The following is a 26,377-nucleotide window of genomic DNA, read 5'->3' on the forward strand; positions in this document are numbered from 1 at the left end:
TCGACCAGACTTGCGCCAAGCTGAATGAAGATCGCGGCGGCAGCCCGGGCATTATGGTTTGGCCAGGCCTTGCGTGGCTTTCTGTGTACGAGTTCCCGCACGCGCCCCACAGGTGTTGACCTGCATTGGTCAGGGTGACTATCGAAGATGACGCAAAGGACCTTCGTGATCGCATGATTCGGCTGATCTACCTGTTCGTCGCTCTGATGGCGGCACCCGGGCTCGCGCTCGCCCAGCAATCGCCTGCGGATCTTCTCAATCTGCCGGTCGATGGTTCCGCAGCCGCGTGGATCATCCGGACTTTCGGGCTGTTGACGGTTCTCTCCGTCGCCCCCGGCATCCTGATCATGGTCACAAGCTTTCCACGGATCGTGATCGCCTTTTCGATCCTGCGCTCAGGCATGGGCCTGTCGACCGCGCCGTCGAACATGATATTGGTCTCGATGGCGCTGTTCATGACGTTTTACGTCATGTCGCCCACCTTCGACAGGGCGTGGAACGAGGGCGTCCAGCCGCTTCTTCAGAACCGGGTCACCGAGGCGGAGGCGGTTCAGCGGATCGCGGAACCGTTCAGGGTGTTCATGTCGGCCAATACGCGCGACAAGGATCTGGAGCTCTTTGTCGAAATCGCCCGTGAGCGAAACCAGTCCGTCGGCACCCCGCAGGCCGTCGATTACCGCGTCCTGGTCCCCGCCTTCATGCTCTCGGAAATACGGCGCGGTTTCGAAATCGGCTTCCTGATCATCCTGCCGTTCCTGGTCATCGACATGATCGTCGCCGCCATCACCATGGCCATGGGTATGATGATGCTGCCGCCGACGTCGATCTCGCTGCCCTTCAAGATCCTCTTCTTTGTCCTGATCGACGGCTGGAACCTGCTGGTCGGCAGCCTGGTTCGTTCCTTCAACTAAAGGCAGACCTCTTGAAATGGAAACGGCGGGGAGTTTCCCGCCGTTTCTGTTTGGATATCAGCCTTTGCGGAAACTGAAGGGGCCTTCCCGCGGTGGAAGGGCCGGGACGCTGAAGTGGTCGGGCTTGATCTTCGCCTTCGCGCGGTCCGCCATCATCGTGTAGGCGGTCTCCAGATGCCGGGTATACCGCTCGGCATCGAACAGCGGATGGGTGAAGCGATTTGCCTCCAGCCGCGTGCGGACTTCTTTGAGCTCTTCGCGGTTGTTGTAGTAATGGACCGCCCGTCGAACGAAATCGTCCTGATCCTCGGCGACCATTTCCGGCAGTCCCAGCGCATTCAGCAGGCTTTCGCTCACGCGCGACGCAAAGTTCTTGCCCTTGTGGGTGAGCATAGGAAGTCCGGCCCAGAGCTTTTCGGAGGTCGTGGTGTGGCCGTTATACGGATAGGTATCGAGACCGAGGTCGGTGAGGCCGATACGGTTGATATAGGCCGCGTAGTTGTTGACGCGATCACCGAAGATCAGCCGGCTTTCCGGGATTCCCGCTTCCACAAAGGCTTTGATCAGGTTCTTTCGAGCGCCAAATCTCTCGCGGCAGATCAGGAACAGATAACTTTCCGGTGTTTCCTTGAGGACGCGGACCCAAAGGTCGATGGTTCCAGGCGTGAATTTCCAGTGACTGTGGAAGCACGAGAAGATGAATGCGTCCTGGGGCATGTCGCAGAGCGACCGGTCGATCGGCTGCGGCATGGGGCGGTGGACCGCTTCGTTGGGGAAGAACGTCTCCGGCATCCAGCAGATCTTCTCGTAGTAATGCGGGAAGGAGCTCTCCGGCACCACAGTGCTGTCCGCGATGAGGTAGTCGATGTCGACGTTGACCACCGTGCCAGGATAGCCGAGCCAGGTCGCGTGCACCGGCGCGGTCTGCCGGTTCATGACGAATACCCGGTTTTCAGCCGTATGACCCTGCAGGTCGACCAGGATGTCGATATTCTCGGCCTTGATAGCCTCGGCCGCCTCGTCATCCGTCATGCCGCGGATCCGCACGACCCTGCCCCATTCCTCGCGGATGGCGTTGTTGTCGTTGCGCAGCCGCTCGGCAGGGGCGTTGCAGAAGAGCGTGATGTCGAAACGGCTCCTGTCGTGCGATTCCAGTATGCCGCGAAGCGCCTTCATGACGGCGTGTTCCGTCCAAAGGTCGGCAGAGAGATAACCGATGCGCAATTTATGGCCCCAGCGATGCGGCATGTTATGCCTTTTCGAGGCGGCGTTCTTGGGTTTCCGCTCGCCCATTCGGGAGCCGGCAACGGCGTTGGTTTTTTCGTCGTCGCACCAGCGCAGGTTAAAGAGCGATACTTCGTCGGCAACCGCCTCGAATTCACCCCTGGCGATTTCTTCCAGCTGGATAGGCTCGTACTTCCGGATGACATCGTAATCGAGCGCGTCTCTCATGGCTGAGAGATAGAAATTTCGCACGATCCGGTCCTCGGGGTCTTTCTCAAAGATCTCGAGAATGCACTTGTTCTCTTCGTCGCTGCGGTCCTGGAGCCGGATCGAGCGGGCTGCAAGCTGCCGGTGCGTCGGCTCGTCGCTTCTTGCAAGCGTATTGCGGAAGGCTTCGGCGCCCTCCAGTTCCTGACGCATCAGGGCGCCGGACATGAGCACCGCCATATCCGGATCGGCAATCGCCTCTTTCAGGTTGCGCGCGCCGAGGCGCAGGACGTTGATGTCGTCGTTATTGGAGAAATGAAGCCGCATGGCTTCGCGCGTGTACTTGAACTTGTGCGGAGATTCCATCTCGCCGGCAATTTGGAAAGCCTGGGCGGCCTCGGTCTTCATCTTGAGCTTCAACAGCGTTGCGCCCAGGAGTGCGTAGTGCCTCGGATCCTTGTGAACATCCAGCAGCTTGTTCAGGATGCCCAATACATCGTGATATTCTTTTTTGTCGAAGTGATTTTGTGCTGCGACGTATTGCCGTTGTATCTTCAGGGGTTTCAAGGCTTCCCGCTCCAGTAAAGTTGGTGCCGGCGTCCCGGCAAATCGGCTTCACCGCGCATCGTGACAAGCCAAGCTTGCATGAAGCCGACCACCCTGAAGGCGGGCGCCCCGTACACCATTCGTTAATTATGCTGGTCAAACGGTTTCCGGGTCCTCGTTCTGTTTAAAGAACTTAGCAAGGAATTGCTGCGAGATTTGCCTTACACGACGGGTTTGGTGTTCCTTCGGAGCGAAGGTACCGAGTTGGCATGATGCCGGACCGAAGTGCCGGTAATATATTCAGTCCGGTATGTCCCCCCCAAAGTATTTAGTTCAAAGGGACAATCAACTATGGCTAGCATTCTCACCAACGTGTCGGCGATGGCCGCGCTTCAGACGCTGCGCGGCATCAGCAACGACATGGAATCCACGCAGAACCGCGTTTCGTCGGGCCTGCGCGTCGGCACGGCGTCCGACAACGCCGCTTACTGGTCGATCGCGACCACCATGCGTTCCGACAAGGGCTCGCTCTCGACGGTTCAGGACGCCCTCGGCCTCGGCGCTGCCAAGGTCGATACCGCCTATTCCGCCATGGAATCGGCCATCGACGTCGTTACCGAAATCAAGAACAAGCTGGTTGCCGCTTCCGAGCCGGGCGTCGATAAGTCCAAGGTCCAGGAAGAAATCACCCAGCTGCAGAGCCAGCTGAAGAGCATCGCTTCCTCCGCTTCGTTCTCCGGCGAAAACTGGCTCCAGGCCGAAATCGGCGGTTCGCAGAGCGCGACCACCGGCATCATCTATGCCAACACCGAGATCACCAAGCAGCTCGTCGGTTCGTTCGTTCGTGACAGCGACGGCAACGTTTCGGTCAAGTCCGTCAACGTTGTTCTCGACGAAACCAACGTCCTGTTCGACCTTTCCGGCGGCCGCGGCGGTCTTCTCGACCAGAACGCCCTCAACGGTTTCCGCGCCATCAAGTTCGATGACGGCACGACGAACCAGAAGGAATACTTCGGCAAGATCAACACTTCGGCGATCTACGCAACCAACGCTGTCTGGAAGGACATCGGCGGCGGCGTGTTCATGAAGGGCGACACCAACGGCGTCTACTCTTCGGGCTCCAACGGCACCTACATGATCAAGGTCGGCGGCGCTTACATCGACGCAGTCTACACCACCAAGGGTTACGACTTCTCGGCTGGTGCGACCGCAACGTCCGGCATCAAGTACGGTGCCGACATCTCGGTTTCCGACCTCGACATCACCAAGCTCGAAGACTACCGCGACTCCAGCGGCGTCAGCTACCTCGGCCTCGGTACCAAAGCCAGCGATGAAGACCTCATGGCGGCATTGACCTCGTTCGTCGATGGCCAGCTGGAATCGATGGGCAGTGCGGCTGCCAAGCTCGGTGCCGTCTCGAAGCGCATCGACATGCAGTCCGACTTCGTCTCCAAGCTGACGGACTCGATCGACAAGGGCGTCGGTCGTCTCGTGGATGCCGACATGAACGAAGAGTCGACCAAGCTCAAGGCACTGCAGACCCAGCAGCAGCTGGCGATCCAGTCGCTCTCGATTGCCAACTCCGACTCGCAGAACATCCTGTCGCTGTTCCGTTAATCGAAACAGGCTCGATGGCGCGGAGGCTGACCGCGCCATTGACCTCAAAAAGAAGGCCGCGTCCGAATTCGGACGCGGCCTTTTTTATTCTCTGCTTCGCTTCAATGTTCCTTAATCATATTGCTGTTATCTTGAGGCATCGAAACGGTGAGTTAACCAAGAAAATTAAATGGTTAACAAGCATGACGCTGCCCGCTGTTCCCGGTGAATCCGGAATGTCCCTTCCTACAATAAGCCATTCAAGGGGCAATCAATATGACTAGCATTCTCACCAACGTTGCAGCTATGGCTGCTCTCCAGACGCTGCGCGGCATCGGCAACGAAATGGAATCCACGCAGAGCCGCGTTTCGTCGGGCCTGCGCGTCGGCACGGCGTCCGACAACGCCGCTTATTGGTCGATCGCGACCACGATGCGTTCCGACAAGGGCGCACTCTCCACGGTTCAGGACGCCCTCGGCCTCGGCGCTGCCAAGGTCGATACCGCCTATTCCGCCATGGAATCGGCCATCGACGTCGTTACCGAAATCAAGAACAAGCTGGTTGCCGCTTCCGAGCCGGGCGTTGACAAGTCCAAGGTCCAGGAAGAAATCACCCAGCTGCAGAGCCAGCTGAAGAGCATCGCTTCCTCCGCTTCGTTCTCCGGCGAAAACTGGCTCCAGGCCGAAATCGGCGGTTCGCAGAGCGCGACCACCGGCATCATCTATGCCTCCAGCGAGATCAACAAGCAGCTCGTAGGTTCGTTCATCCGCGACGCCGACGGCAACGTCTCGGTCAAGACCATCAACGTTCTCCTCGACGAGCAGAACGTGCTGTTCGACTTGAGCGGCGGTCACGGCGGTCTTCTCGACAGCAACGCCCTCAACGGTTTCCGCGCCATCAAGTTCGATGACGGCACGACGAACCAGAAGGAATACTTCGGCAAGATCAACACGTCTGCCTACTACGCAACCAACGCTGTCTGGAAAGATATCGGCGGCGGCGTGTTCATGAAGGGCGACACCAACGGCGTCTACTCTTCGGGCTCCAACGGCACCTACATGATGAAGGTCGGCGGCGCTTACATCGACGCAGTCTACACCACCAAGGGCTACGACTTCTCGGCTGGTGCGACGGCAACCGCAGGCATCAAGTATGGTACGGACATCTCGGTTTCCGACCTCGACATCACCAGGCTCGAAGACTACCGCGACTCCAGCGGCGTCAGCTACCTGGGCCTCGGTACCAGAGCCAGCGATGAAGACCTCATGGCGGCATTGACCTCGTTCGTCGATGGCCAGCTGGAAACGATGAACAGCGCGGCTTCCAAGCTCGGCGCCGTCTCGAAGCGCCTTGAGATGCAGTCGGACTTCGTTTCCAACCTGACCGACTCGATCGACAAGGGTGTTGGCCGACTGGTTGATGCCGACATGAACGAAGAGTCGACCAAGCTCAAGGCACTGCAGACCCAGCAGCAGCTGGCGATCCAGTCGCTCTCGATTGCCAACTCCGACTCGCAGAACATCCTGTCGCTGTTCCGTTAATCGAAATAGGGTCAATGGCGCGGAGGCTGACCGCGCCATTGACCTCAAAAAGAGGGCCGCGTTCGAACTCGGACGCGGCCTTTTTCGATTTCCTAATCAGTTTTCTCAATTTCCCGATCGGCTTCAATATTCATTAACCATATTGCGGTTACCTAACAGCATCGAAACAGTGAGTTAACCAAGAAAATTAAATGGTTAACAAGCATGATGCTGCCCGCTGTTCCCGGTGAAATCCGGAATGTCCCTTTTCGTAATCAGCCACTCAAGGGGCACCTAAAATGACAAGCATTCTCACCAACATTGCAGCCATGTCTGCTCTGCAGACACTGCGCGGCATCGCGTCCGATATGGAATCCACGCAGAGCCGCGTTTCGTCGGGCCTGCGCGTCGGCACGGCGTCCGACAACGCCGCCTACTGGTCGATCGCGACCACCATGCGTTCCGACAACGGCGCGCTTTCTGCAGTTCAGGACGCTCTCGGCCTCGGCGCCGCCAAGGTCGATACCGCCTATTCCGCCATGGAATCGGCCATCGACGTCGTTACCGAAATCAAGAACAAGCTGGTTGCCGCTTCCGAGCCGGGCGTCGATAAGTCCAAGGTCCAGGAAGAAATCACCCAGCTGCAGAGCCAGCTGAAGAGCATCGCTTCCTCCGCTTCGTTCTCCGGCGAAAACTGGCTCCAGGCCGAAATCGGCGGTTCGCAGAGCGCGACCACCGGCGTCATCTACGCGGCCAGCGAAGTCAGCAAGCAGCTCGTCGGTTCGTTCATCCGTGATGCCGACGGCAATGTCTCGGTCAAGACCATCAACGTCGTCCTCGACGAGCAGAACGTGCTGTTCGACTTGAGCGGCGGTCATGGCGGTCTTCTCGACAGCAACGCCCTCAACGGTTTCCGCGCCATCAAGTACGACGACGGCACGACGAACCAGAAGGAATACTTCGGCAAGATCAACACGTCGTCGTATTATGCCACCAACTCCGTCTGGAAGGACATCGGCGGCGGCGTCTTCATGCGCGGCGATACCAACGGCGTCTACTCTTCGGGCTCCAACGGCACCTACATGATCAAGGTCGGCGGCGCTTATATCGACGCGATCTACACCACCAAGGGCTACGACTTCTCGGCTGGTGCGACGGCGACGGGTGGCATCAAGTACGCCTCGGATATCTCCATTTCCGACCTCGACATCACCAGGCTCGAAGACTACCGCGACTCCAGCGGCGTCAGCTACCTCGGCCTCGGCACCAAGGCCACCGATGAAGATCTCATGGCGGCACTGACCTCGTTCGTCGATGGCCAGCTGGAATCGATGAACAGCGCGGCGGCCAAGCTCGGCGCGGTCTCGAAGCGCCTTGAGATGCAGTCCGACTTCGTCTCCAGTCTGACAGACTCGATCGACAAGGGTGTTGGCCGACTGGTTGATGCCGACATGAACGAAGAGTCGACCAGGCTCAAGGCACTGCAGACCCAGCAGCAGCTGGCGATCCAGTCGCTCTCGATCGCCAACTCGGACTCCGAGAACGTCCTGTCGCTGTTCCGCTAGTAAGCAACACCAAATCAACTCTGGAAGCCGCGCCCCCTCCCGGGCGCGGTTTTTTTGTGCTCCGGTAGATTTCGTTAACTTTCCTAAATTCCATTTAACCTTTGTTAACCATTTCCACCTTAACTGAGCTCATCGAAACGATGGGTTAACCAAGACGAAGAAAAGGTTAACAGGCATCAGGCCAAGCCAACGTTCACCGGTGTAATCCCGGAAATGTCCCTTCCATCTAGCCAATCAAGGGGCAAACCAAAATGACCAGCATTCTTACCAATATCGCAGCTATGGCTGCTCTCCAGACCCTGCGTAACATCGACAGCCAGATGCAGACCACCCAGAGCCGGGTTTCCTCCGGCCTGCGCGTCGGCACCGCTTCCGACAACGCCGCCTACTGGTCGATCGCGACCACCATGCGCTCCGACAACGGCGCTCTCTCCGCAGTTCAAGACGCCCTCGGTCTCGGCGCTGCAAAGGTCGATACCGCCTATTCCGCAATGGAAAGCGTTGTCGATGTCGTCAAGGAAATCAAGAACAAGCTCGTTACCGCCTCGGAAGCCGGTGTCGATAAGGCAAAGATCCAGGCTGAAATCTCGCAGCTGCAGGATCAGTTGAAGAGCATCACTTCCTCTGCTTCGTTCTCCGGTGAAAACTGGCTGCAGGCCGAAGTCGGCGGCGCCTCCAACCCCACTACGGGCGTGATCTACGCGGCCAGCCCGGTCGTCAAGCAGGTTGTAAGCTCGTTCATCCGTGATCCCGATGGCAACGTTGCCGTCAAATCGGTGGATGTCATTCTGAACGAAACGAACGTCCTGTTCGACTTGAGCGGCGGTCACGGCGGCCTGCTCGACGGCAATTCCTACAACGGTTTCCGTGCCATCAACTTCGATGACGGCACGACGAACCACAAGGATTACTTCGGCAAGATCAACACGGCGGCCTATTACGCAACGGACGCGCTCTGGAAGGATGTTGGCGGCGGCGTCTACATGAAGGGCGACACCAACGGCATCTACACGTCCGGCACCAGCGGAACCTACCTCATCAAGGTTGGCGGCGCCTATATCGACGCCATCTACACCACCAAGGGGTACGATTTCTCGGCTGGTGCAACGGCAACCGCCGGCATCAAGTACGCCGCCAACCTCTCCATCTCCGAACTGGACATCACCAAGCTCGATGACTATCGCAATTCGAACGGTGCCAGCTATCTGGGGATGGGAACCAAGGCCAACGACGCCGATCTCATGGCCGCTCTCAACTCCTTCGTCGATGGGCAGCTCGAAAAGCTCATCAGCGCGACGGCAAAACTCGGGTCGATCAATAAGCGCATCGACATGCAGGAAGCTTTCGTCTCCAAGCTCACCGACTCCATCGACAGCGGCATCGGCCGACTGGTGGATGCGGACATGAGCGAAGAGTCGACCAGGCTCAAGGCACTCCAGACCCAGCAGCAACTCGCGATCCAGTCGCTTTCGATCGCCAACACCAGTTCCGAGAATATTCTGTCGCTCTTCCGTCAGTAAGCGGCGCTCTAGGCTAGGAGCGGTTTCGTCCTGCTCTGCTGGCGTGATAGCAAATATTCCGGAGAGAAGACCGCGTCTCGAAAGAGGCGCGGTTTTTCGCGTTTGGCGCGTGGCTTGCGCGAAACCTGCACGGTTGTCGGATAAGCCGTTAAGACTTCATTAACTTCTTGCCAATCCTCAGCCGGGTTTGATAACTGTCGATTTAACGATTTGTTAAGAACGACAGACCGCCCGCATCTGTGATGCTGAGTGGCGGTACGCATGATGCCTCTCGTCGTTTCCGGTGAACTACTCCGGATTTCCAGACCATTTGACCGAGGCACGGCCGATGACCAGCATCCTGACCAATCCCGCCGCTATGGCTGCCCTGCAGACGTTGCGCTCGATCGACCGCAACATGGAAATCACTCAGGCGCGGGTTTCCTCGGGCATGCGGGTCCAGACAGCCGCGGACAATGCCGCCTACTGGTCGATCGCAACCACGATGCGCTCCGACAACCATGCGTTATCGACCATCCAGGACGCGCTCGGCCTCGGCGCGGCCAAGGTGGACACCGCCTACACGGCGATGGAAAGCGCGATCGACACCGTCGTCGAAATCAAGTCCAAGATCGTTGCGGCCTATGGCGTCGGTTCCAATCGCGGCAAGATCCAGGAAGAAATCGCTCAGCTCCAGGAACAGCTGAAGAGCATCTCGGACTCGGCGACCTTCTCCGGTGAGAACTGGCTTCAGGACTATATCAGCGACGGCGGCACCAACGCCCAGGAAAAGCCGGTCGTCAAACAGGTGGTTGCGTCGTTCACCCGCACGGCCTCCGGCGATGTCGCGGTCAAGACCGTCGACTATACGCTCGATTCCAAGACGGTCCTTTTCGACCTCAACGGCGGCAATCTCGGCATATTGGATTCGTCCGTCAAGTTCGTCGCCGAGAGCGAAGTCGCCGTCGACATGAGCACCTCCAACGGCACGATGGGCACGACGAACGCATCCTACGCCGTGTCGGTTCTCGCCGAAAGCCAGCTTATGGCTCTGGGCGCAGATACAAACACAACTGACGCGAGCATATATGCTGTCGGCGGGGATTTCTATCTGAAGGTTGGGGAAGGCAAGTGGGCCGAGGTGACAACGACCGATCCTGCTACCGCGCCGGCGGTAACGACCCCCGCCCACGACGACGGCACCACGAAATACTATTTCGTTGTGACCGCCGGAAACAATCTCAACAACAGAAAACTTGGCATATCCGTCACCACGGTCGACATCAACAAACTGAATGACCTAGCCGTGAAGATGAACACGATGGTCCCGGGTTCGGCGCCAAACACCGACGCGGTGCTCGATATGATGGAGCGTTTTCTCGACAAACAGCTTCTGGCGATGACCAGCGCTGCTTCGAGCCTTGGCTCGATCCAGAAGCGCATCGATCTGCAGGAAAGCTTCGTCGCCTCGCTGACCGACGTGATCGACAAGGGTGTCGGCCGACTGGTCGATGCGGACATGAACGAAGAGTCGACGCGGTTGAAAGCGTTGCAGACCCAGCAGCAGCTCGGTATCCAATCGCTCCAGATCGCCAATACCAACGCCGAAAACATCCTGCAGTTGTTCCGGCAGGGCTAAGAGTGCGCGGCGCCGGTCGCCCGGTCGCCGCCTGATGCTCGGTCGAACCTGTCCGCGAGGTTCGATGCGATGCGGTATCTTCATCCTCGCGCAAGTTTAACTTCCTACCGTTCCGTTAAAGTCCGGCGAAGTGTCTTGTGTCGCCGGGGACAAACGAATGGCAACCTTGTCGGGATGATACGATGATTGCAGCGGTGACGATTTGCGCCTTCGGGAGGCTTATGACGAGCCTCGATCGAATGGCGACGGCAGGGCAGGGGGTCGCGCGATGAGTGCTTCGCTCGTCCTCTACCTGAAGGATTTCAGCGAGCCGCAGACCCCGCCGTCGCCCCTGCTGGCCGATGGTTTCGGCGACGGCCTCGAAGACGATATGGCATTTCCCATTGTGGTTGAGGAGCCTGTCGATATCGAGGCAGAACGCGCGGAGGCCTATGCGAAGGGGCATGACGCGGCGTCCGAGGAGCTTCGACAGCATTTTGATGAAGAGCGTCAGGCGCTTGTGACGGCGCATGCGGAAGAGATGGCGGCGCTGCGCGAAAAATATGAAACCGAAGCGGCTGCGATGATCGCGGCCGGACTTCAGGACATTGCGCGCTTGACGGCACAGGCAGTCAGCGATCAGACGGCAAGGATCCTGTCGCCTCTCGTGGACGAAGCGCTTGTCGCAAAGGCGATATCCGACATGGCGGATATCATCCGCGCCGCGATGCTCGAGGGCGACGTTGGAACGCTGACCGTCCGCGGCCCGCTGCATCTGTTCGAAAAATTGAAAACTGCGCTTGGAGAGCCTGCTCCGCTCCTGCGCCACATCGAAGCGCCTGACCTCGATATCGCGGTCGACATCGGCGAAGCAGCTCTCGTCACCCGCATGTCTGCGTGGCTGGCGAGCCTGAAGAAGGTATTGGGATGAGCGAAGGCGAAAACCATCACCACGGCAAGAATGAGGTCGTCATCGTCAAGCGACATGGCGGCGGACACGACGACGGCGCCCATGGCGGCGCCTGGAAGATTGCCTATGCCGACTTCATGACCGCGATGATGGCGTTTTTCCTCGTCATGTGGCTGGTCAACGCCGCAAATGAGGAGACGAAGGCCTCCATGGCGAGCTATTTCAATCCGATCAAGCTTTCCGACGAGACCCCGGCCTCGAAGGGACTGGAAAAGCCGGTCGATGCGGCCGAGGGCCAGGAAAACGGCGAGAAGTCGAAGGTCAAGGCGGAGGGCAATGTCCAGGGTTCTGCGGCGGCGACCGGGGAAGACATGACCTCGACGTCCGGCGATGAACCCAATTATTCCGAGGCAGATTTCTTCGAAAACCCCTACTCCGTTCTGGCCGAGATCGCGCAACAAGTGGGCCAGCAGGCCAATGTCAGCGCCAAGGGCGAGGGCGGTGCCAGCGATTCAGGCCCCGCGACCGGCGCCGACGGCGGTCAGGCCTACCGCGACCCCTTCGATCCGGACTTCTGGACCAAGCAGATGCAGATGTCGCGTGCCGAGGGTCCCGAGCAGGCTGTAAAGACTACGGCGAGTGATGATCCGCTCGCCCAGATGGGGCAGGCGCCGCAATACCAGCAGGTGCCGCAGTCCACTGAAGCCGCCACACAGCTGCAGCAGACCCAGATGGCTGTTGCCATTCCCATCCCGCGTCCCGACCCGACACAGATGGACAAGCCGCAGACGGCGACGGGCGCACAGGCGGCGAAGCCTGCAAACCTCAACGGACAGAAGCCGGAAGATGGCGCGAAAGCGGAAGAGCAGGCGGAGCGGAAGGCTGCGGAGGAACTGAAGAAGGAAATCCAGCAGCAGATTTCCGGCGTCGCCGGCAAGCTGGCGGAAGGTCTCGTCGTGACGCCTGCGGAAGGCGGGCTGCTCGTGTCGATCTCCGACCAGGCGGATGATCCGATGTTTAACATCGGTTCGGCCGTGCCGCGCCGCGAAATGGTGCTGGCAATGGAGAAGATCGGCCAGATCCTCAAGGATCGAAAGGGCAGCATCGTCCTGCGCGGGCATACCGACGGCCGTCAGTTCAAGGGCACCGAGAACGACAACTGGCGTCTTTCCATGTCTCGCGCCCACAGCGCCTATTACATGCTGGTTCATGGCGGCCTGGCGGAGGATCGCATCAAGCAGGTTTCCGGTTTCGCCGACAGGCGCCTCCAGGTGCCGGCCGATCCGCTCGCAGCCGCAAACCGGCGTATCGAAATCCTGCTCGAGGCGGACGAGGGATAGTGATGGCTCTGGGCATAAAGTCCCTAGTTGCGGCTGGCCTGGTTTTCGGGGTCGCATTCGCGCCTGCGGCATGGGCTCAGGATCGTACGGACCTTGCGCCCTATGCGATGCTTCGGTCCTTGCAATTCGTGCAGGATTCCGTCGTGCTCGGCGATCATTCGGCCGCGGAAATGCAACGCTTCATGCTGGGGACGATCGACCAGCGCCTGCGGACGGCCCCTGCGTCCATCTTCGAAGATCCGCGCAATGTCGATGCGGCGCTGATCTACGCCATGAGCGGCGGCAATCCCGCTACGCTCGAATACCTCGCTTCGCGCGATGTCGCGGGCAATTTCGATAACCGTGTTGCCGACGGGTTGAGAAAATACCTTGGCGGGCGCGGAACTCTGATCGAAAAAAGCCTCAGCGAAATGGCCAAGGAATATCGGGACGAGAAAATCGGTCCCTACCTTTCGCTCGTCAGCGGAAACGTGATGGTCGCCAAGGATCCGAAGGGCGCCTTGGTTTTTTATGACTGGGCGCGTTTGACGGCGCCCGGCACGATCATCGAGGAAGCCGCATTGCGCCGCTCGGTGGCGATCACCGTCGATGCGAACATGGTGGCGCCGGCGCTCTCCTATTCGCGGAAATATGCGCGGCGTTTCATCCATTCGCCCTATGCCAGCCAGTTCGCCGATTTCTTCGTGCAGCTGGTCGTCGGCCATTTCGGTGAGATCACGGAGGACGATATCGACGGAGCGCTGGAATTCATGGATGCCGACCGGCGCCGTGAGATTTTCCTGCGCATCGCCCGTTCGGCCGCGATCGCCGGCAAGAACGATCTGGCGCGTCTCGCCTCCGCAAAGGCCGAAGCGCTCGCCAAAAGTCCGACGCCCGAGGCGCTGGCGAAGCTTTATGGCGGGTTTGCCAATATCCCGACGAAGGACATCGGCGAGGCTATCCAGGCGATAGCCGACGTTCCCGAGGAGGCGCTTTCGCCGCGTGACCGTGCTTTGAGGCAGGCCGCAAAAGTGGTGGCGGAGCAAGTTGTTAGCCGGCCTAAGGCCGACAGCCTCGCACAAGATAAAGCTATCAAAGTGACCAATACAGAAGACGCGAAATCTCCAGTCGCGTTGCCCAGGAATGAGATCGCTGGGCCTGCCTCCGCCACGGAACGTCCGATGGCCGGCACCGCTGCCAAATTCGATCCGGCCTTCCAGACATTCGTCGATAGCGGTCGTTCGAAATTGAGTGCTATCGACGAAATGCTGAAGGAGGAGAACGCTTCCAAATGATTACTGACATTCTTGGTGGTGGTAAGGCTGGCGCAGCCGACGCGGCTTCGTCCACGAAGCAGGGCGTTGCCGGTCGCAAAGGCGCTGACGGTTCCGCTGGCGGCTTCTCCGACGCTCTTTCCGGTTTTGACCGCGATGCGTCTCAAAACAATGCCGACGACCTGCCGGATGAGAACGCCCGTGCGTCTTCTGCGGAAGAGCGCATGGCTGGCGACGTGAAGCAGGGCAAGCCGAAGCCGATCATCGACATCAAGCCGCAATCCCTCCGCCGCTCGCTCGAGGAGACGGAAGATGCCGCCGGCGTACTGAACCAGGCGCTGGCGAAGGAACCCAAAGAAAAGCAGATGACCGCGTCTGAAAAGAAGCTTCGCGACGCCTTGGAAGCCGCGAAGGCTGTCGCAAGGAAGTCGGACGAGGTTCATGGCAAGCGCGCTGCCAGATCCGAAAAGGACGCGGAGGTCGAGACGGAGGGCGGCGACGGGATTGATGTCTCCATGCTTGCCGCTGACGACGCCAAGATCACCGACATGCTGTCGCTCTTGACGAGCGGCGAAGCGACCGGCGCCATCAATGCGATGGCATCGAAGAATGCGTCCGGGCAGCAGAACAAGCGAACCAAGGGCCAGGATGACAGTGGGCGCGAAGTCGATGCCCTCGACCTCAAGAGCGCCAAGCATGCGGGCGCCGGCGGCGTGGAAGCGGACCCGCTTTCGACGCCGGTGGATGCGGACAGGAACGCTCCCGGTACGCGTGTCTTCCGTTTCAGCAATGCGCGTAACGACCAGCATGTCGACATGGCTGTCGGCGGTCGGGGTGAGCGCAGCACGGCGGAATTCAGATCGTCGTCGAGTGGAGCCGCCGAGAACGTCACCGTGCTCGATGCGCGCCGTTTCCTCGGGCTCGCACCGAATTCGAACGGTGCCAATCTCACGGCGATGCTGTCGGGAGATGCCGATTGGGCGGGCGCAATGAGCCCGAGTTCGGCGCTTTCGAATGCAGCGGCGCAGAGCAGCACCGGCACAGTGGTGAATACGCTGAAGCTGCAGTTGAACCCACACGATCTGGGCGCGGTGACGGCCACGCTGCGGCTTCACGGCGAAGAACTCAATGTTCATCTGACCGTCGAAACCCGCGCGGCCTATCGTCAGCTCAGCGAAGACAGCGGTGGCATCCTGGATGCGCTTCGTGCCCAGGGCTTCGCCGTCGACCAGGTAACCATCAGCATCGCGCCGACGGCCGATTCCGACGGTACCAGCAGCCAGCAGGGACAGTCCGGCCAGGCCGGCCAGCAGGCCTTGGCTGAAGGCGGGCGCCAGGGCCAGGCCGCCGGCCGCGGCCAGCAGCAGAACGGGGAGCGACAGGCCGCAGATCAGGGAACGAGGAACGCAAATGACGCGGCATCGGACAATGTTGCTGGCACCGCTCCTGGCGGCTCTCGTCCTGGTCAGCTCTACCTCTGACGTCGGCGCCGGATCGCTCTTCAGTTCCGGAGGTTGGGGAGCGCAGCAGGGCTCTGCTGCGCAGGCCACGCCTCCCAGCAGGGCTCCAGCGACACCGCGCACGCCTGTCAGAGCGCCCGCATACAGCGCACCGAAGGCCACAGCGCCTTTGAGTTCCGGCGTTTGCGAGCGGGAAATACAGGCCGCTGCAGCGAAATATGGCGTACCGGAAGGCATTCTCTATTCGGTCGGTCTTACCGAGACCGGCCGCAAGGGCAGCCTCAGCGCCTATGCAATGAACGTCGAGGGCAAGGCTTATTTCCCTCCTTCGCAGCAGGCCGCGATGACAACATTTTACGACGCCAAGCGGCAGGGCAGGAAGCTCATCGACATAGGCTGCATGCAGATCAATCACTATTTCCACGGCGAAAATTTCTCCTCGCCGGAAGAGATGTTCGATCCGAAACGCAATGTGGAATACGCGGCAAAGTTCCTCCGGAACCTGCACGACAAACACGAGACCTGGACGATGGCGGTGGCACGCTACCACGCCGGACCGAATAACAATCCCGCTCAGAAGCAATATGTCTGCCGGGTGATCAGCAATCTCGTCGCCACAGGCTACGGAGAGTGGACTTCCAACGCTTCCCGGTTCTGCACGGGATAGGCAATCTCCAGTTGAATCGCCGAAATAAAGAATCGCAAAATTGCAGCGATTTGCATTTATGGCAAAAATGGCCATGCAAGTCTTCTTTTACGATGCGTTAATTTTTCCACCGGAAATTTGTGTCCGAAATTGGGGCACCCACTAGATCTAGTGCAAATCGCGGTGCAGTTATTAATCAACTATTAATTTGTTTGGTTAACTTCACACAGCTTGTCTCGGATTCCGCCGATTCGTACCCATAGACATATTGAAACACCACAAGTGATTCGGAGGCGGACGAATGATCGTAGTGGTTGATGAGCGTGAGCTCGTGAAAGACGGTTACACATCTCTTTTTGGACGTGAAGGAATTCCTTCCCAGGGGTTCGATCCAAAAGAATTCGGCGAATGGGTGAGTACGGCGGCGGACTCGGATATTGCCGCGGTCGAAGCCTTCCTGATCGGCCAGGGCGAGCGTACGCTCGAACTGCCGCGGGCCATCCGGGACCGGTCCATGGCGCCGGTGATCGCAGTCAGCGATCAGCCGTCCCTGGAGGCGACCCTCGCCTTCTTCGACAGCGGCGTGGACGACGTGGTGCGCAAGCCCATCCATCCCCGGGAGATCCTGGCGCGTGCCGCCGCGATCCGTCGCCGGCTGAAGGCGATCTCGAATTTCACCGACATCGGTTCGATCCGGGTATTCTCCGACGGTCGCGATCCGGAAATCGACGGCGACGTCTTCGCGTTGCCGCGCCGCGAGCGCCGTATCCTCGAATACCTGGTCTCCAATCGCGGTCGCCGTGTTTCCAAGACCCAGATCTTCAACGCCATCTACGGCATCTTCGACGAGGAAGTCGAAGAGAACGTCGTCGAAAGCCATATCAGCAAGCTGCGCAAGAAGCTGCGCAAGAAGCTCGGCTTCGATCCGGTCGATTCCAAGCGTTTCCTTGGCTATTGCATCGACTGGAACTGATTTTTCTAGAGGGCCTTGCCGCAAATTTTCGGCGGGAATCGTAAGCAGACAGCTTCACGCAAGGCCCGCCACTTACTCTCTCCATCAGACAAAAAGGAGATTTCCTATGAGTATTTTCGGCACGATGAAAACGGCCGTCTCGGGCATGAACGCTCAGGCAAACCGTCTCGGTACCGTCGGCGATAACATCGCCAATTCGAGCACCGTCGGTTACAAGCGCTCTTCCACGGCATTCTCCACACTGGTCCTGCCCTCGACTCAGGGTTCGTATTCCTCCGGTGGTGTCGAAACCAACGTCCGCTACAGCATCGCGGAACAGGGCGGCATCCAGTACACCACGTCGTCGACCGACCTTGCCATCCAGGGCGAAGGCTTCTTCATCGTCAGCGACCCGAACGGTACGCCTTACCTGACCCGCGCCGGTGCCTTCGTGAAGGACGCGACGGGCTTCCTCAAGAACACCGCCGGCTTCAACCTGATGGGTTATCCCTACGGCACAAACCCGCCGGCCGCCGTCGTCAACGGCTTCAACGGCCTCGAGGAAATCAACATCAACGACTTCGGCATGGTGTCCTCGCCGTCCACCGCAGGCAGCTTCCCGGCTAACCTGGACAAGGGAGCGGCTATCGTTCCCGGCGGCTCTCTCCCGAGCGACAACGTCGCAGGAAGCGTCATCACCAACAAGAGCTCGCTGACCGCTTATGACCATGCCGGCGCCAAGGTGCTTTACGACTTCTACTACACCAAGACCGGTACGAACACATGGGAAGTCGCGGTCTATCGCCAGGATCAGGCCACCAATGGCGGCTTCCCCTATGCGGTAACTGCGCCCGACGTCCTCGTACAACAGAAGGTGGATCTGGTCTTCGACCCGAACACGAACAAACTGACGACAGCCTCGCCAAAGTCAATCACCTTCGTCGACCCGAACGATGGCGCAACCCCGGCGCAGTCGATCGAGATCGACCTCTCGGATATGACGCAGTTCGCAGCGGCCTTCACGCCGGGCAAGGGCATCATCGACGGTAACGCGCCGAGCCCGATCACCGACGTCGAAATCGGTGGCGACGGCGTGGTCACGGCGGTCTATCAGGATGGCGGCCGTCGTCCGATCTACCAGGTAGCCCTGGCAACCGTTCCGAGCATCGACAAGCTGCTTCCGCAGAACGGCAACGTCTACCTGCCGACCAACGACTCGGGCGTCGTCACCATCGGCTTCCCGCAGGCCGGCGCCTTCGGCCAGATCTACTCCGGTGCGCTTGAAAGCTCCAACGTCGATATCGCCAGCGAGCTGACGGAAATGATCGAATCGCAGCGCGTCTACACCGCGAATTCCAAGGTCTTCCAGACCGGTTCGGACCTGATGGACGTCCTGATCAATCTGAAGAGATAATCGGACCGACGATCGAGAGAATAAGTCTCAAGAGGTTAGTAAAAAATGTCGCTCGCATCAGCATTGTCTACGGCACAGTCGATCTTCACCAACTCCGGCACCCAGTCGGCGGTCACGGCGAAGAACATCGCTAATGCACAGAACCCCGATTACACTCGCCGATCCGCAATAGTCGTGACCGGCGGCAACGGGGCCATCATCGGCGACATTACACGATCCCAGAACGAGCCGCTGCTGCGCCAGACGATCGCAAGCTCGTCGATCGCAAGCGGCCAGCGGACGGTGCTGGACGGCCTCACCGAGATCAAGAACCTGATGGGGGGGAACGACAACGAGCTCTCCCCCGCCAAGCTGATCGCCTCCTTCCGCAACAACCTCGATGCCTTCGCCGGAAAGGCGAACGATACCGGTATCGGTATCGCATTCATTTCCAGCGCCCGGGACGTTGCGGCAGGCCTGAACATCGCCTCCGACAAACTCCAGCAGATCCGCAAGGATGCTGACGACCAGATCAAGCAGAACGTCACCGATCTGAATGCGCTGCTTGCGAAGTTCGAGACCGTCAACAACCAGGTCAAGAACGCCGTCTCCAGCGGCACCGATCCGAATGACTCGCTTGATGAGCGCGACGGCCTCGTCAAGAAGATTTCAGAAATCGTCGGGGTAACGTCCTATACCCGCGGCGGCAACGACATGGTGCTCTACACCACGGACGGCACGACGCTGTTCGAGGCGGTACCGCGCAAGGTGACATTCCAGCAGACCACGGCCTTCGACGCATCGACGACCGGCAACGGCGTCTATATCGACGGCGTGGCGCTCAAGGCCGGGGATTCGGGCAACACGACCGCCAAGGGCTCGATCCAGGCCCATATGCAGATCCGCGACAAGATCGCGCCGACCTTCCAGAGCCAGCTCGACGAAATCGCCCGAGGCCTCATCACCTCGTTCGCTGAAACCGGACCGACCGGCGCGCTGACCCCGATGACCGGTCTCTTCACATACAAGGACGGCGCCGGCGTACAGCAGACGGCTATTCCCGCCGCTGGCACGATCGTTCCGGGCCTCGCCTCCAAGATCTTCGTCAATCCGGTGGTCGTCCCTCCGGCAGGCACGCCCGACAAGGTGCGCGACGGTGGCATCAACGGCATTGCCTACGTCGTGAATACGGGCGGCAGCAGCTACGGGGACCTCCTCGACAAGTATAACCAGAACCTGACCGGCCCGATGGTCTTCGATACGGACACCGAAATCGCCGATGCGCCGGATGTCCTCTCGTTTGCCGCCGACTCCATGGGCTGGCTCGAGCAGCTTCGCAGCACGGCGACGGCCGCCGACGAGACGAAGACGGCCATGCTGTCGCGCAGTCTGGAAGCGTTTTCCAGCAACACGGGCGTCAGCCTCGACGAAGAATTGTCGCTGCTTCTCGATATCGAGCAGTCCTACAAGGCCGGCGCCAAGCTTATGTCGACGGTCGATGATATGATGAAAGCCCTTTTGGATATTGCGAGCTGATCATGAAGACCTCTTTCATTTCCACATTGTCGATCCAGACCACGATGCGAAACTCCATCTCGAACGTTCAGCGCGAGATGGTGAAGGCAAACCAGGAGGCGGTGAGCCAGAAGCACGCCGATCTCGGCGTCGCCCTCGGCGCCAACACCTCGCGCGCTATCGATCTTTCCCGCGACATTACCCGTACCGACTCGCTTCTGACCACGGCCGCGCTCGCGACGCAGCGTCTCGAAACCGCCGAACTTTCGCTCAAGAGCATGAACGAGCAGGGCCTGAAGATTCAGAGCGCGATCCTGACGCTTGGAAGCTCGGCCGACGAAACGAGCCTCGCGACGGCCCGCATGGCCATGTCCGACGCGCTGGACGCATTCACCAACTTTGCCAACACCGCCGTTCAGGGCGAATATATCTTCTCCGGCATCAATTCCGATGTGAAGCCGCTCGATGATTATTTCGCGACGGGATCGCCTGCCAAGGCCGCTGTGGACGCCGAGCTCACTCAGTACCTTTCGGACAATGCAATCCCGAGCAAGGAGCAGATGACGGCGGCTCAGATGAACGACTTCCTGGATGACCTGGAAGCCAAGTTCAATGGTTCCTCGCCGCTGACGAGCCCCCCGCATCCGGCGGCGGTTGCCGGTCAGGACTTCTGGAAGACCTTTTTCTCGGATGCCAGCGACGAGAACATGAAGAGCCGTATCAGCCCGACGGAAGTGGTCGAAAGCTCGACCAATGCCAACAGCCAGGGCATGCGAAACTTCGCCTTCGCATCGATCATCTCGATGGAATACCTGCAGACCGGGATGGACAAGGATGCCCGAGCTGCCGTGGCCACGCGTACCACGAGCGTCATCAACAAGGCGATGAACAGCGAAGGCAGCATCAACCAGCAGCGGACCTCGATCGGTATCTATACCGAACGCGTCTCCAAGGCTGAGGAAAGGTTGCGGGCGCAGAAGGATATTCTGACGACCAGCCTTGGAAGCATGGAAAACGTCGATCCGGAAGAGGCGGCAACTCGTCTCAACACGATGAAGACGCTTCTTGAAACCGCATATACAGTAACGGCAAAGATACAGCAGCTGAGCCTGGCCAACTTCCTTTGATGAATAAAGGAAGGCTCGTGACGAAGGATACATGAATGTACCAATTTTCATATGCCGAGATCATGGAGGACGGCGTTGCCAACGCCAAGGATCGCGAGCGGCAGGCCCTGGATCGCTCTATCGATCTTCTGATCGCGGCCCGCGATGAGAAGAACTATACGCGCACCACGGTTGAGGCCTTGTTCTACACCCGGCGTGTCTGGATCCGCTTTGTCGAGGATCTGAAGCATCCGGATAACGAGTTGGCCAATGAACTTCGTGCGGACCTGATCTCGATCGCAATCTGGATATTGAAGGAATGCGAAAAGATCAGAAACCGCGAATCGACGAATTTCCAGGGCATTATCGATGTGACCACCATCATCAGGGATGGACTTAAATGAAAAGTACGCTTCGCATCTCTTTGAAATCCGGCGAGCGGATATTTATCAACGGCGCGGTCCTGCGCGTTGATCGCAAGGTCGCGCTGGAATTTCTCAATGACGTCACGTTCCTCCTGGAGAACCATGTTCTTCAGCCGGAAGATGCGACGACGCCGCTTCGGCAGCTCTACTTTATTGCCCAGATGATGCTCATCAACCCGGATGGCAAGGAACAGTCGACGACATTGTTCCGCAAGTCGGTGGCAATGCTGCTGACCTGCTTTACCGACGACGAGATGCTGGCGGAACTCAAGCGCATCGACGGCATGGTCGCATCGGGCCGCGCCTTCGACGCTCTGAAGGCAATCCGCGCGCTCTACTCAATCGAGGACCGCATCCTCAACAATCGGGAAATCGCACCGGCAACTGTCGAGCGGATTCGCAAGGAGATCGCACCATGGCGGTAGACCCGATCAACACCAACAACCCCTATGCCTCCGGCAACGGCAAGGCAGCGTCGTCCGACGCGTCGGCCGCAGGCCTGAACTACGACAACTTCCTGCAGCTCCTCATCGCCCAGATGAAGTATCAGGATCCGACCGATCCGATGGATGCGAGCGAGCAGATCGCCCAGCTCGCCACTTTCTCGCAGGTCGAGCAGTCGGTGAAGATGAACTCCAACCTGCAGTCGCTTATCCAGGCGAACTCGTTCTCGCAGGCCGCCGATATGATCGGCAAGTATATTACCAGCGCCGACGATAAGACCACCGGTATGATCAAACAGGTGGAAATCTACTCCGACGGTCTGGTGGCGATCACCGATAAGGGTGATAAGGTTCTCATACAGCCCGGAATCATTCTTTCGAATCAACCTCCGGCGGCCACTGACGACCAGGACGACGCGGCATGATGCCGAAACCTTAAAGCAGACGGAACCGGCGCAATGAATGAAGCCGATGCCCTTGATATCATGCAGGCGGCGATCTGGACGATCCTGATCGCCTCCGGTCCCGCGGTCCTTGTGGCGATGGTCGTGGGCGTCCTGATCGCATTTCTCCAGGCTCTGACGCAGATCCAGGAGATGACGCTGACTTTCGTGCCGAAAATCGTCGCGATCATGATCACGATCGGCATTACCGCGCCGTTTATCGGTGGCCAGATCAATCTTTTTGCCAATCTGGTATTCTCGCGGGTGCAATCGGGGTTCTGACCCGGTTGCTGCCCGCCCATCTTTTTCGTCTACCCACCTTCGCGCAAGCTTCGCCCTTTAGTCAGGACATGAACTGGTAGGAGTATTTCCTGCCGCCATCTCATGAAGAGACGGGAAAGTCATGGCGCAACCACCTTCACTATCCATTCCGAAAGTAGCCCCGAACGGTCGCGACCTCGGATTTGCGGGCGGCATCGTCGCCATCCTCTGCATCCTCTTCCTGCCGATCCCGCCGTTCCTGATCGACCTTGGCCTTGCCTTCTCGATCGCCTTTTCGGTGCTGATCCTGATGGTGGCGCTGTGGATCCAGAGGCCGCTGGACTTCTCGTCCTTCCCGACCATCCTGCTCATCGCCACCATGGTGCGGTTGTCGCTCAACATCGCGACGACGCGAGTGATCCTGTCGCATGGCAATGAGGGCCATGGCGCTGCCGGTAACGTGATCCAGGGCTTTGCGGGCCTGGTCATGTCCGGCGACTTCGTGATCGGTGTGATCGTCTTCATGATCCTCGTCACCGTGAACTTTATCGTCATCACCAAGGGCGCCACCCGTATCGCGGAAGTCGGCGCCCGATTCACTCTCGATGCCATCCCAGGCAAACAGATGTCGATCGACGCGGATCTTTCCGCCGGCATCATCGACGAGAAGGAAGCCCAGCGCCGCCGCTCCGAGCTGGAGGAGGAAAGCTCCTTCTTCGGTGCCATGGACGGTGCGTCGAAATTCGTTCGCGGCGATGCGATCGCCGGCCTCATCATCACCGCCATCAACATCTTCGGCGGTATCATCATCGGCTACTTCCGCCACGACATGCAGATCGGCGAAGCCGCTGATGTCTTCGTCAAGCTGTCGGTCGGTGACGGTATCGTCACGCAGATCCCGGCCCTCATCGTTTCGCTCGCAGCCGGCCTCCTGGTCACCCGCGGCGGTACGGCGGGCTCCACCGACAAGGCCGTCGTCGATCAGCTGAGCGGCTATCCGCGCGCCCTTTCGATGTCGGCCGGCCTGATGGCGCTTCTGGCGATCATCCCCGGACTGCCCTTCCTGCCCTTCATGGCGCTCGGCGGCCTGATGGGGTTCGGCGCCTGGCTTGTTCCGCGCCGTATCGAGGCGGAGAACAAGGCTCGTCGCGAAGACGAGGAGCAGAAGGTCGTCCAGACCAAGGAGATGGAGAAGGACTCGGTCAAGTCGGTTCTCAAGACGTCCGAAATCGAGCTCGCTCTCGGCAAGCAGGTGTCCACCCGTCTGCTTGGCGCCCACCAGGAGCTCGCCTTCCGCGTCGGCAAGATGCGCAAGAAGTTCGCGACCCAGTACGGTTTCGTGGTGCCGGAAATCAAGGTCACCGACGACATCTCGATCCAGGAAAAATCCTATCAGATCCGTATCCATGGCACGACCATCGCGTCGAATGCCCTGCGGGTCGGCGACGTCCTCGTGGTCACCGGATCCGGCCGCAAGCCGAGCATCCCGGGTGACGAGATCCGCGAACCCGCATTCGGCATGCCGGCGGTATCGATCCTGGAAACCTTCGCCGAAGACTTGAAACGTGAAGGTTTCCACCCGATCGACAACGTCTCGGTCGTGCTGACCCACCTGTCGGAAGTCATCCGCAACAACCTGCCGCAGCTTCTCTCCTACAAGGACGTGAAGATCCTGATCGAGCGTCTCGATCCGGAATACAAGAAGCTCGCGGACGAGATCTGCTCGTCGCACATGTCCTATTCCGGCCTGCAGGCGGTGCTGAAGCTTCTGCTCGCCGAGCGCGTTTCGATCCGCAACCTGCATCTCATCCTGGAAGCGGTGGCCGAGCTTGCTCCGCATGTGCGCAAGACGGAGCAGATCGTCGAGCATGTCCGCGTCCGCATGTCGCAGCAGCTCTGCGGCGACCTCGCCGACAACGGCGTGCTGCGCGTGCTCCGTCTCGGCAACAAGTGGGACATGCTGTTCCACCAGGCGCTCAAGCGCGACGGCAAGGGCGAAGTGGTCGAATTCGACATCGACCCGCGCACGCTTGAAGAATTCAGCGAACAGGCGACCAAGGTCATCCGCGAATTCATGGATCGCGGCCTGCCGTTCGTGCTCGTCACCTCGCCGGAAACCCGTTCCTACGTCCGCATGATCATCGAGCGGCTGTTCGCGACCCTGCCGGTTCTTTCCCATGTGGAACTCGCCAAGGGCCTCGAAATCAAGATACTGGGCGCCATTTCGTGATAGACTGTCCGCAAAGGACGATTCTCGCATGATCACAGACCCGCAGGGGACCATTCTCGCACTTTTCCTTGCGTTTTGCCGCATGGGTACGTGCGTGATGGTTCTTCCGGGGCTGGGAAGTGGCCGCGTGCCGGTTCAGGTACGATTGTTCGTGGCGGTCGCCCTTTCCATGGCGGTATTGCCGGTTCTCTGGGATCAGATCTATCCAAAAGCCTCCGAGCCGACTGCCACCTATCTTGGCCTGATCTTCACCGAGGCCTTGATCGGCGCGGTCTACGGACTGATAGCCCGGCTCTATACGCTCGGCATGCAATTCGCCGGCACGATCCTGACCATGTCGATCGGTTTCACCGCGCCGGGCGGTCATGACGTTTTCGAAGACTCGCAGGAAAACCAGCTGACCATTTTGCTGACGCTGAGCGGCCTGCTGCTGCTGTTCATGATGGACTTCCATCACATCGTATTCCGCGCGCTGGTTGATTCCTATGCGGCGACGCCGGTCGGCGCGCTGATCGATCCGCAGAAGATCCTGATCACCCTGACGGATACGTTGCGTGCATCGACCATCATCATGTTGCGGCTTGCAAGTCCGTTCTTGATCTTCGGGCTGATGTTCAACGTCGCGATCGGCCTCATCAACAAGATGGCGCCGCAGATCCCGATCTTCTTCATCTCGACGCCCTTCCTGCTGATGGGAGGACTTTTCCTTCTCTATCTGTCGATCGCCGCCTTCATCCGCCAGTACGTGGATGGTTTCGCGCCGATCTTCAGGTCCTTCTAGGAGATCGCAATGGCAGGTCCAGTCAAGCGGTCGGATAAGCTCAAGCGCCTCGTGGCGGTCCAGCGGCATATCGAGACGATGGCCGAACACGAGCTTGCTGCGACGACCCGATACCGTGCCGAGGTCAATCAGTCGATGGAAGAGGTCATCGATGCGATCGGCTCGATGAACCCGGTCCACCGGCAGTTCTCCCAGCATTATTCGGAACGCTTCGGCCGCCTGACCACCAAGGAGCGCCAGCTTGCCGGCGTTCAGCAGATCCAGGAAATGAAGGTGCTCAAGGAGCGGACCAAGGCCGACCGCCTGGAAGAGAACATGAAGGATGCCCGTGATCACGAAGACCGCGAGGTGGCCGACGATGCCATCTACGAGCTCATCGATATCACGCTCGCCCTCGAGCAGGTCAAATAGACTGGCCAGCCTCCAGCAAGCTTCGACCTTCATAGTCTCGTCATTGCACTGATTGCCGGTTCGAACGAGGTCGGGCGGGATCATGTGCCATTTCAATCTGTTGCTGCGCTCTTGCACCTCC

The 26,377-nt window shown here is 59.3% G+C and carries 23 protein-coding genes; 22 read left to right on the top strand and 1 reads right to left on the bottom strand.

Going from position 1 to position 26,377, the window contains the following annotated elements; genetic code table 11:
• Nucleotides 1–173: 173 nt before the first annotated feature.
• Complete coding sequence (fliP, locus tag ACSQ8R_RS00965; protein WP_046603247.1) at nt 174–911, top strand: flagellar type III secretion system pore protein FliP; 738 nt, start codon at nt 174–176, stop codon at nt 909–911.
• A 57-nt stretch (nt 912–968) separates the two neighbouring features.
• Here the strand turns inward: fliP and ACSQ8R_RS00970 are convergent, their stop codons facing one another.
• Nucleotides 969–2,834: an O-linked N-acetylglucosamine transferase family protein gene (locus tag ACSQ8R_RS00970; RefSeq protein ID WP_436251662.1), complete on the bottom strand. Its 1,866-nt coding sequence runs from the start codon at nt 2,832–2,834 to the stop codon at nt 969–971.
• Nucleotides 2,835–3,239: 405 nt separating this feature from the next.
• Between ACSQ8R_RS00970 and ACSQ8R_RS00975 the strand changes: the two genes are divergently transcribed.
• The 21 genes from ACSQ8R_RS00975 to ACSQ8R_RS01075 all read left to right on the top strand — a co-directional run bounded on the left by ACSQ8R_RS00975 (nt 3,240) and on the right by ACSQ8R_RS01075 (nt 26,256).
• Nucleotides 3,240–4,505, top strand: a complete 1,266-nt coding sequence (locus tag ACSQ8R_RS00975) for a flagellin (protein WP_436251663.1) — start codon at nt 3,240–3,242, stop codon at nt 4,503–4,505.
• A 255-nt stretch (nt 4,506–4,760) separates the two neighbouring features.
• Nucleotides 4,761–6,026 carry a flagellin gene (locus ACSQ8R_RS00980; protein WP_436251664.1) on the top strand — a complete coding sequence of 422 codons (1,266 nt, stop codon included), beginning with the start codon at nt 4,761–4,763 and terminating at the stop codon, nt 6,024–6,026.
• Between the two features lie 278 nt (nt 6,027–6,304).
• On the top strand, nt 6,305–7,570 hold the full coding sequence (locus ACSQ8R_RS00985) for a flagellin (RefSeq protein ID WP_436251665.1): 1,266 nt from the start codon (nt 6,305–6,307) through the stop codon (nt 7,568–7,570).
• Between the two features lie 251 nt (nt 7,571–7,821).
• Nucleotides 7,822–9,090: a flagellin gene (locus ACSQ8R_RS00990; protein ID WP_436251666.1), complete on the top strand. Its 1,269-nt coding sequence runs from the start codon at nt 7,822–7,824 to the stop codon at nt 9,088–9,090.
• A gap of 328 nt (nt 9,091–9,418) precedes the next feature.
• Nucleotides 9,419–10,708: a flagellin gene (locus tag ACSQ8R_RS00995; RefSeq protein WP_436251667.1), complete on the top strand. Its 1,290-nt coding sequence runs from the start codon at nt 9,419–9,421 to the stop codon at nt 10,706–10,708.
• 268 nt (nt 10,709–10,976) lie between these two features.
• Nucleotides 10,977–11,618 carry a hypothetical protein gene (locus ACSQ8R_RS01000; protein ID WP_436251668.1) on the top strand — a complete coding sequence of 214 codons (642 nt, stop codon included), beginning with the start codon at nt 10,977–10,979 and terminating at the stop codon, nt 11,616–11,618.
• Nucleotides 11,615–12,937, top strand: a complete 1,323-nt coding sequence (locus tag ACSQ8R_RS01005) for a MotB family protein (RefSeq protein ID WP_436251669.1) — start codon at nt 11,615–11,617, stop codon at nt 12,935–12,937. Before ACSQ8R_RS01000 ends, ACSQ8R_RS01005 begins: the two co-directional genes overlap by 4 nt.
• Before the next feature lie 2 nt (nt 12,938–12,939).
• On the top strand, nt 12,940–14,211 hold the full coding sequence (gene motC / locus ACSQ8R_RS01010) for a chemotaxis protein MotC (RefSeq protein ID WP_436251670.1): 1,272 nt from the start codon (nt 12,940–12,942) through the stop codon (nt 14,209–14,211).
• The gene (fliK, locus tag ACSQ8R_RS01015; protein WP_436251671.1) at nt 14,208–15,671 is read left to right on the top strand and encodes a flagellar hook-length control protein FliK; all 1,464 of its coding nucleotides are present in this window, start codon (nt 14,208–14,210) and stop codon (nt 15,669–15,671) included. The genes motC and fliK overlap by 4 nt, the downstream gene beginning before the upstream one ends.
• A gap of 148 nt (nt 15,672–15,819) precedes the next feature.
• Nucleotides 15,820–16,317, top strand: a complete 498-nt coding sequence (locus ACSQ8R_RS01020) for a transglycosylase SLT domain-containing protein (protein ID WP_436251672.1) — start codon at nt 15,820–15,822, stop codon at nt 16,315–16,317.
• Nucleotides 16,318–16,597: 280 nt separating this feature from the next.
• Nucleotides 16,598–17,269 carry a transcriptional activator Rem gene (gene rem / locus ACSQ8R_RS01025; protein ID WP_037085198.1) on the top strand — a complete coding sequence of 224 codons (672 nt, stop codon included), beginning with the start codon at nt 16,598–16,600 and terminating at the stop codon, nt 17,267–17,269.
• Between the two features lie 106 nt (nt 17,270–17,375).
• Nucleotides 17,376–18,662, top strand: a complete 1,287-nt coding sequence (locus ACSQ8R_RS01030; RefSeq protein ID WP_436251673.1) for a flagellar hook protein FlgE — start codon at nt 17,376–17,378, stop codon at nt 18,660–18,662.
• Nucleotides 18,663–18,707: 45 nt separating this feature from the next.
• Nucleotides 18,708–20,177 carry a flagellar hook-associated protein FlgK gene (gene flgK, locus ACSQ8R_RS01035; RefSeq protein ID WP_436251674.1) on the top strand — a complete coding sequence of 490 codons (1,470 nt, stop codon included), beginning with the start codon at nt 18,708–18,710 and terminating at the stop codon, nt 20,175–20,177.
• Between the two features lie 2 nt (nt 20,178–20,179).
• Nucleotides 20,180–21,283 (top strand): flagellar hook-associated family protein, encoded by a 1,104-nt coding sequence (locus tag ACSQ8R_RS01040; RefSeq protein WP_436251675.1) that lies wholly within the window; start codon nt 20,180–20,182, stop codon nt 21,281–21,283.
• Nucleotides 21,284–21,318: 35 nt separating this feature from the next.
• Nucleotides 21,319–21,666 carry a flagellar biosynthesis regulator FlaF gene (gene flaF / locus ACSQ8R_RS01045; RefSeq protein ID WP_037085209.1) on the top strand — a complete coding sequence of 116 codons (348 nt, stop codon included), beginning with the start codon at nt 21,319–21,321 and terminating at the stop codon, nt 21,664–21,666.
• On the top strand, nt 21,663–22,112 hold the full coding sequence (gene flbT, locus ACSQ8R_RS01050; protein WP_436251676.1) for a flagellar biosynthesis repressor FlbT: 450 nt from the start codon (nt 21,663–21,665) through the stop codon (nt 22,110–22,112). Before flaF ends, flbT begins: the two co-directional genes overlap by 4 nt.
• Nucleotides 22,103–22,555: a flagellar hook assembly protein FlgD gene (gene flgD, locus ACSQ8R_RS01055; RefSeq protein ID WP_436251677.1), complete on the top strand. Its 453-nt coding sequence runs from the start codon at nt 22,103–22,105 to the stop codon at nt 22,553–22,555. Before flbT ends, flgD begins: the two co-directional genes overlap by 10 nt.
• Before the next feature lie 33 nt (nt 22,556–22,588).
• Nucleotides 22,589–22,855: a flagellar biosynthesis protein FliQ gene (fliQ, locus tag ACSQ8R_RS01060; protein WP_037085216.1), complete on the top strand. Its 267-nt coding sequence runs from the start codon at nt 22,589–22,591 to the stop codon at nt 22,853–22,855.
• 121 nt (nt 22,856–22,976) lie between these two features.
• Nucleotides 22,977–25,064 carry a flagellar biosynthesis protein FlhA gene (flhA, locus tag ACSQ8R_RS01065; RefSeq protein ID WP_210010661.1) on the top strand — a complete coding sequence of 696 codons (2,088 nt, stop codon included), beginning with the start codon at nt 22,977–22,979 and terminating at the stop codon, nt 25,062–25,064.
• Nucleotides 25,065–25,092: 28 nt separating this feature from the next.
• Entirely contained in the window at nt 25,093–25,845 is a 753-nt protein-coding gene (gene fliR, locus ACSQ8R_RS01070) for a flagellar biosynthetic protein FliR (RefSeq protein ID WP_436251678.1), read from the top strand.
• Nucleotides 25,846–25,854: 9 nt separating this feature from the next.
• On the top strand, nt 25,855–26,256 hold the full coding sequence (locus ACSQ8R_RS01075; protein ID WP_436251679.1) for a hypothetical protein: 402 nt from the start codon (nt 25,855–25,857) through the stop codon (nt 26,254–26,256).
• Nucleotides 26,257–26,377: the final 121 nt, after the last annotated feature.

The sequence above is a fragment of the Neorhizobium sp. LjRoot104 genome, from assembly GCF_964253725.1.
Lineage (GTDB): Bacteria > Pseudomonadota > Alphaproteobacteria > Rhizobiales > Rhizobiaceae > Neorhizobium.

What these genes read in the sequence shown, in the direction of transcription:
- fliP (WP_046603247.1), top strand. Translation starts at nt 174, where the DNA reads ATGATTCGGCTGATCTACCTGTTCGTCGCTCTGATGGCGGCACCCGGG.
- ACSQ8R_RS00975 (WP_436251663.1), top strand. Translation starts at nt 3,240, where the DNA reads ATGGCTAGCATTCTCACCAACGTGTCGGCGATGGCCGCGCTTCAGACG.
- ACSQ8R_RS00980 (WP_436251664.1), top strand. Translation starts at nt 4,761, where the DNA reads ATGACTAGCATTCTCACCAACGTTGCAGCTATGGCTGCTCTCCAGACG.
- ACSQ8R_RS00985 (WP_436251665.1), top strand. Translation starts at nt 6,305, where the DNA reads ATGACAAGCATTCTCACCAACATTGCAGCCATGTCTGCTCTGCAGACA.
- ACSQ8R_RS00990 (WP_436251666.1), top strand. Translation starts at nt 7,822, where the DNA reads ATGACCAGCATTCTTACCAATATCGCAGCTATGGCTGCTCTCCAGACC.
- ACSQ8R_RS00995 (WP_436251667.1), top strand. Translation starts at nt 9,419, where the DNA reads ATGACCAGCATCCTGACCAATCCCGCCGCTATGGCTGCCCTGCAGACG.
- ACSQ8R_RS01000 (WP_436251668.1), top strand. Translation starts at nt 10,977, where the DNA reads ATGAGTGCTTCGCTCGTCCTCTACCTGAAGGATTTCAGCGAGCCGCAG.
- ACSQ8R_RS01005 (WP_436251669.1), top strand. Translation starts at nt 11,615, where the DNA reads ATGAGCGAAGGCGAAAACCATCACCACGGCAAGAATGAGGTCGTCATC.
- motC (WP_436251670.1), top strand. Translation starts at nt 12,940, where the DNA reads ATGGCTCTGGGCATAAAGTCCCTAGTTGCGGCTGGCCTGGTTTTCGGG.
- fliK (WP_436251671.1), top strand. Translation starts at nt 14,208, where the DNA reads ATGATTACTGACATTCTTGGTGGTGGTAAGGCTGGCGCAGCCGACGCG.
- rem (WP_037085198.1), top strand. Translation starts at nt 16,598, where the DNA reads ATGATCGTAGTGGTTGATGAGCGTGAGCTCGTGAAAGACGGTTACACA.
- ACSQ8R_RS01030 (WP_436251673.1), top strand. Translation starts at nt 17,376, where the DNA reads ATGAGTATTTTCGGCACGATGAAAACGGCCGTCTCGGGCATGAACGCT.
- flgK (WP_436251674.1), top strand. Translation starts at nt 18,708, where the DNA reads ATGTCGCTCGCATCAGCATTGTCTACGGCACAGTCGATCTTCACCAAC.
- ACSQ8R_RS01040 (WP_436251675.1), top strand. Translation starts at nt 20,180, where the DNA reads ATGAAGACCTCTTTCATTTCCACATTGTCGATCCAGACCACGATGCGA.
- flaF (WP_037085209.1), top strand. Translation starts at nt 21,319, where the DNA reads ATGTACCAATTTTCATATGCCGAGATCATGGAGGACGGCGTTGCCAAC.
- flbT (WP_436251676.1), top strand. Translation starts at nt 21,663, where the DNA reads ATGAAAAGTACGCTTCGCATCTCTTTGAAATCCGGCGAGCGGATATTT.
- flgD (WP_436251677.1), top strand. Translation starts at nt 22,103, where the DNA reads ATGGCGGTAGACCCGATCAACACCAACAACCCCTATGCCTCCGGCAAC.
- fliQ (WP_037085216.1), top strand. Translation starts at nt 22,589, where the DNA reads ATGAATGAAGCCGATGCCCTTGATATCATGCAGGCGGCGATCTGGACG.
- flhA (WP_210010661.1), top strand. Translation starts at nt 22,977, where the DNA reads ATGGCGCAACCACCTTCACTATCCATTCCGAAAGTAGCCCCGAACGGT.
- fliR (WP_436251678.1), top strand. Translation starts at nt 25,093, where the DNA reads ATGATCACAGACCCGCAGGGGACCATTCTCGCACTTTTCCTTGCGTTT.
- ACSQ8R_RS01075 (WP_436251679.1), top strand. Translation starts at nt 25,855, where the DNA reads ATGGCAGGTCCAGTCAAGCGGTCGGATAAGCTCAAGCGCCTCGTGGCG.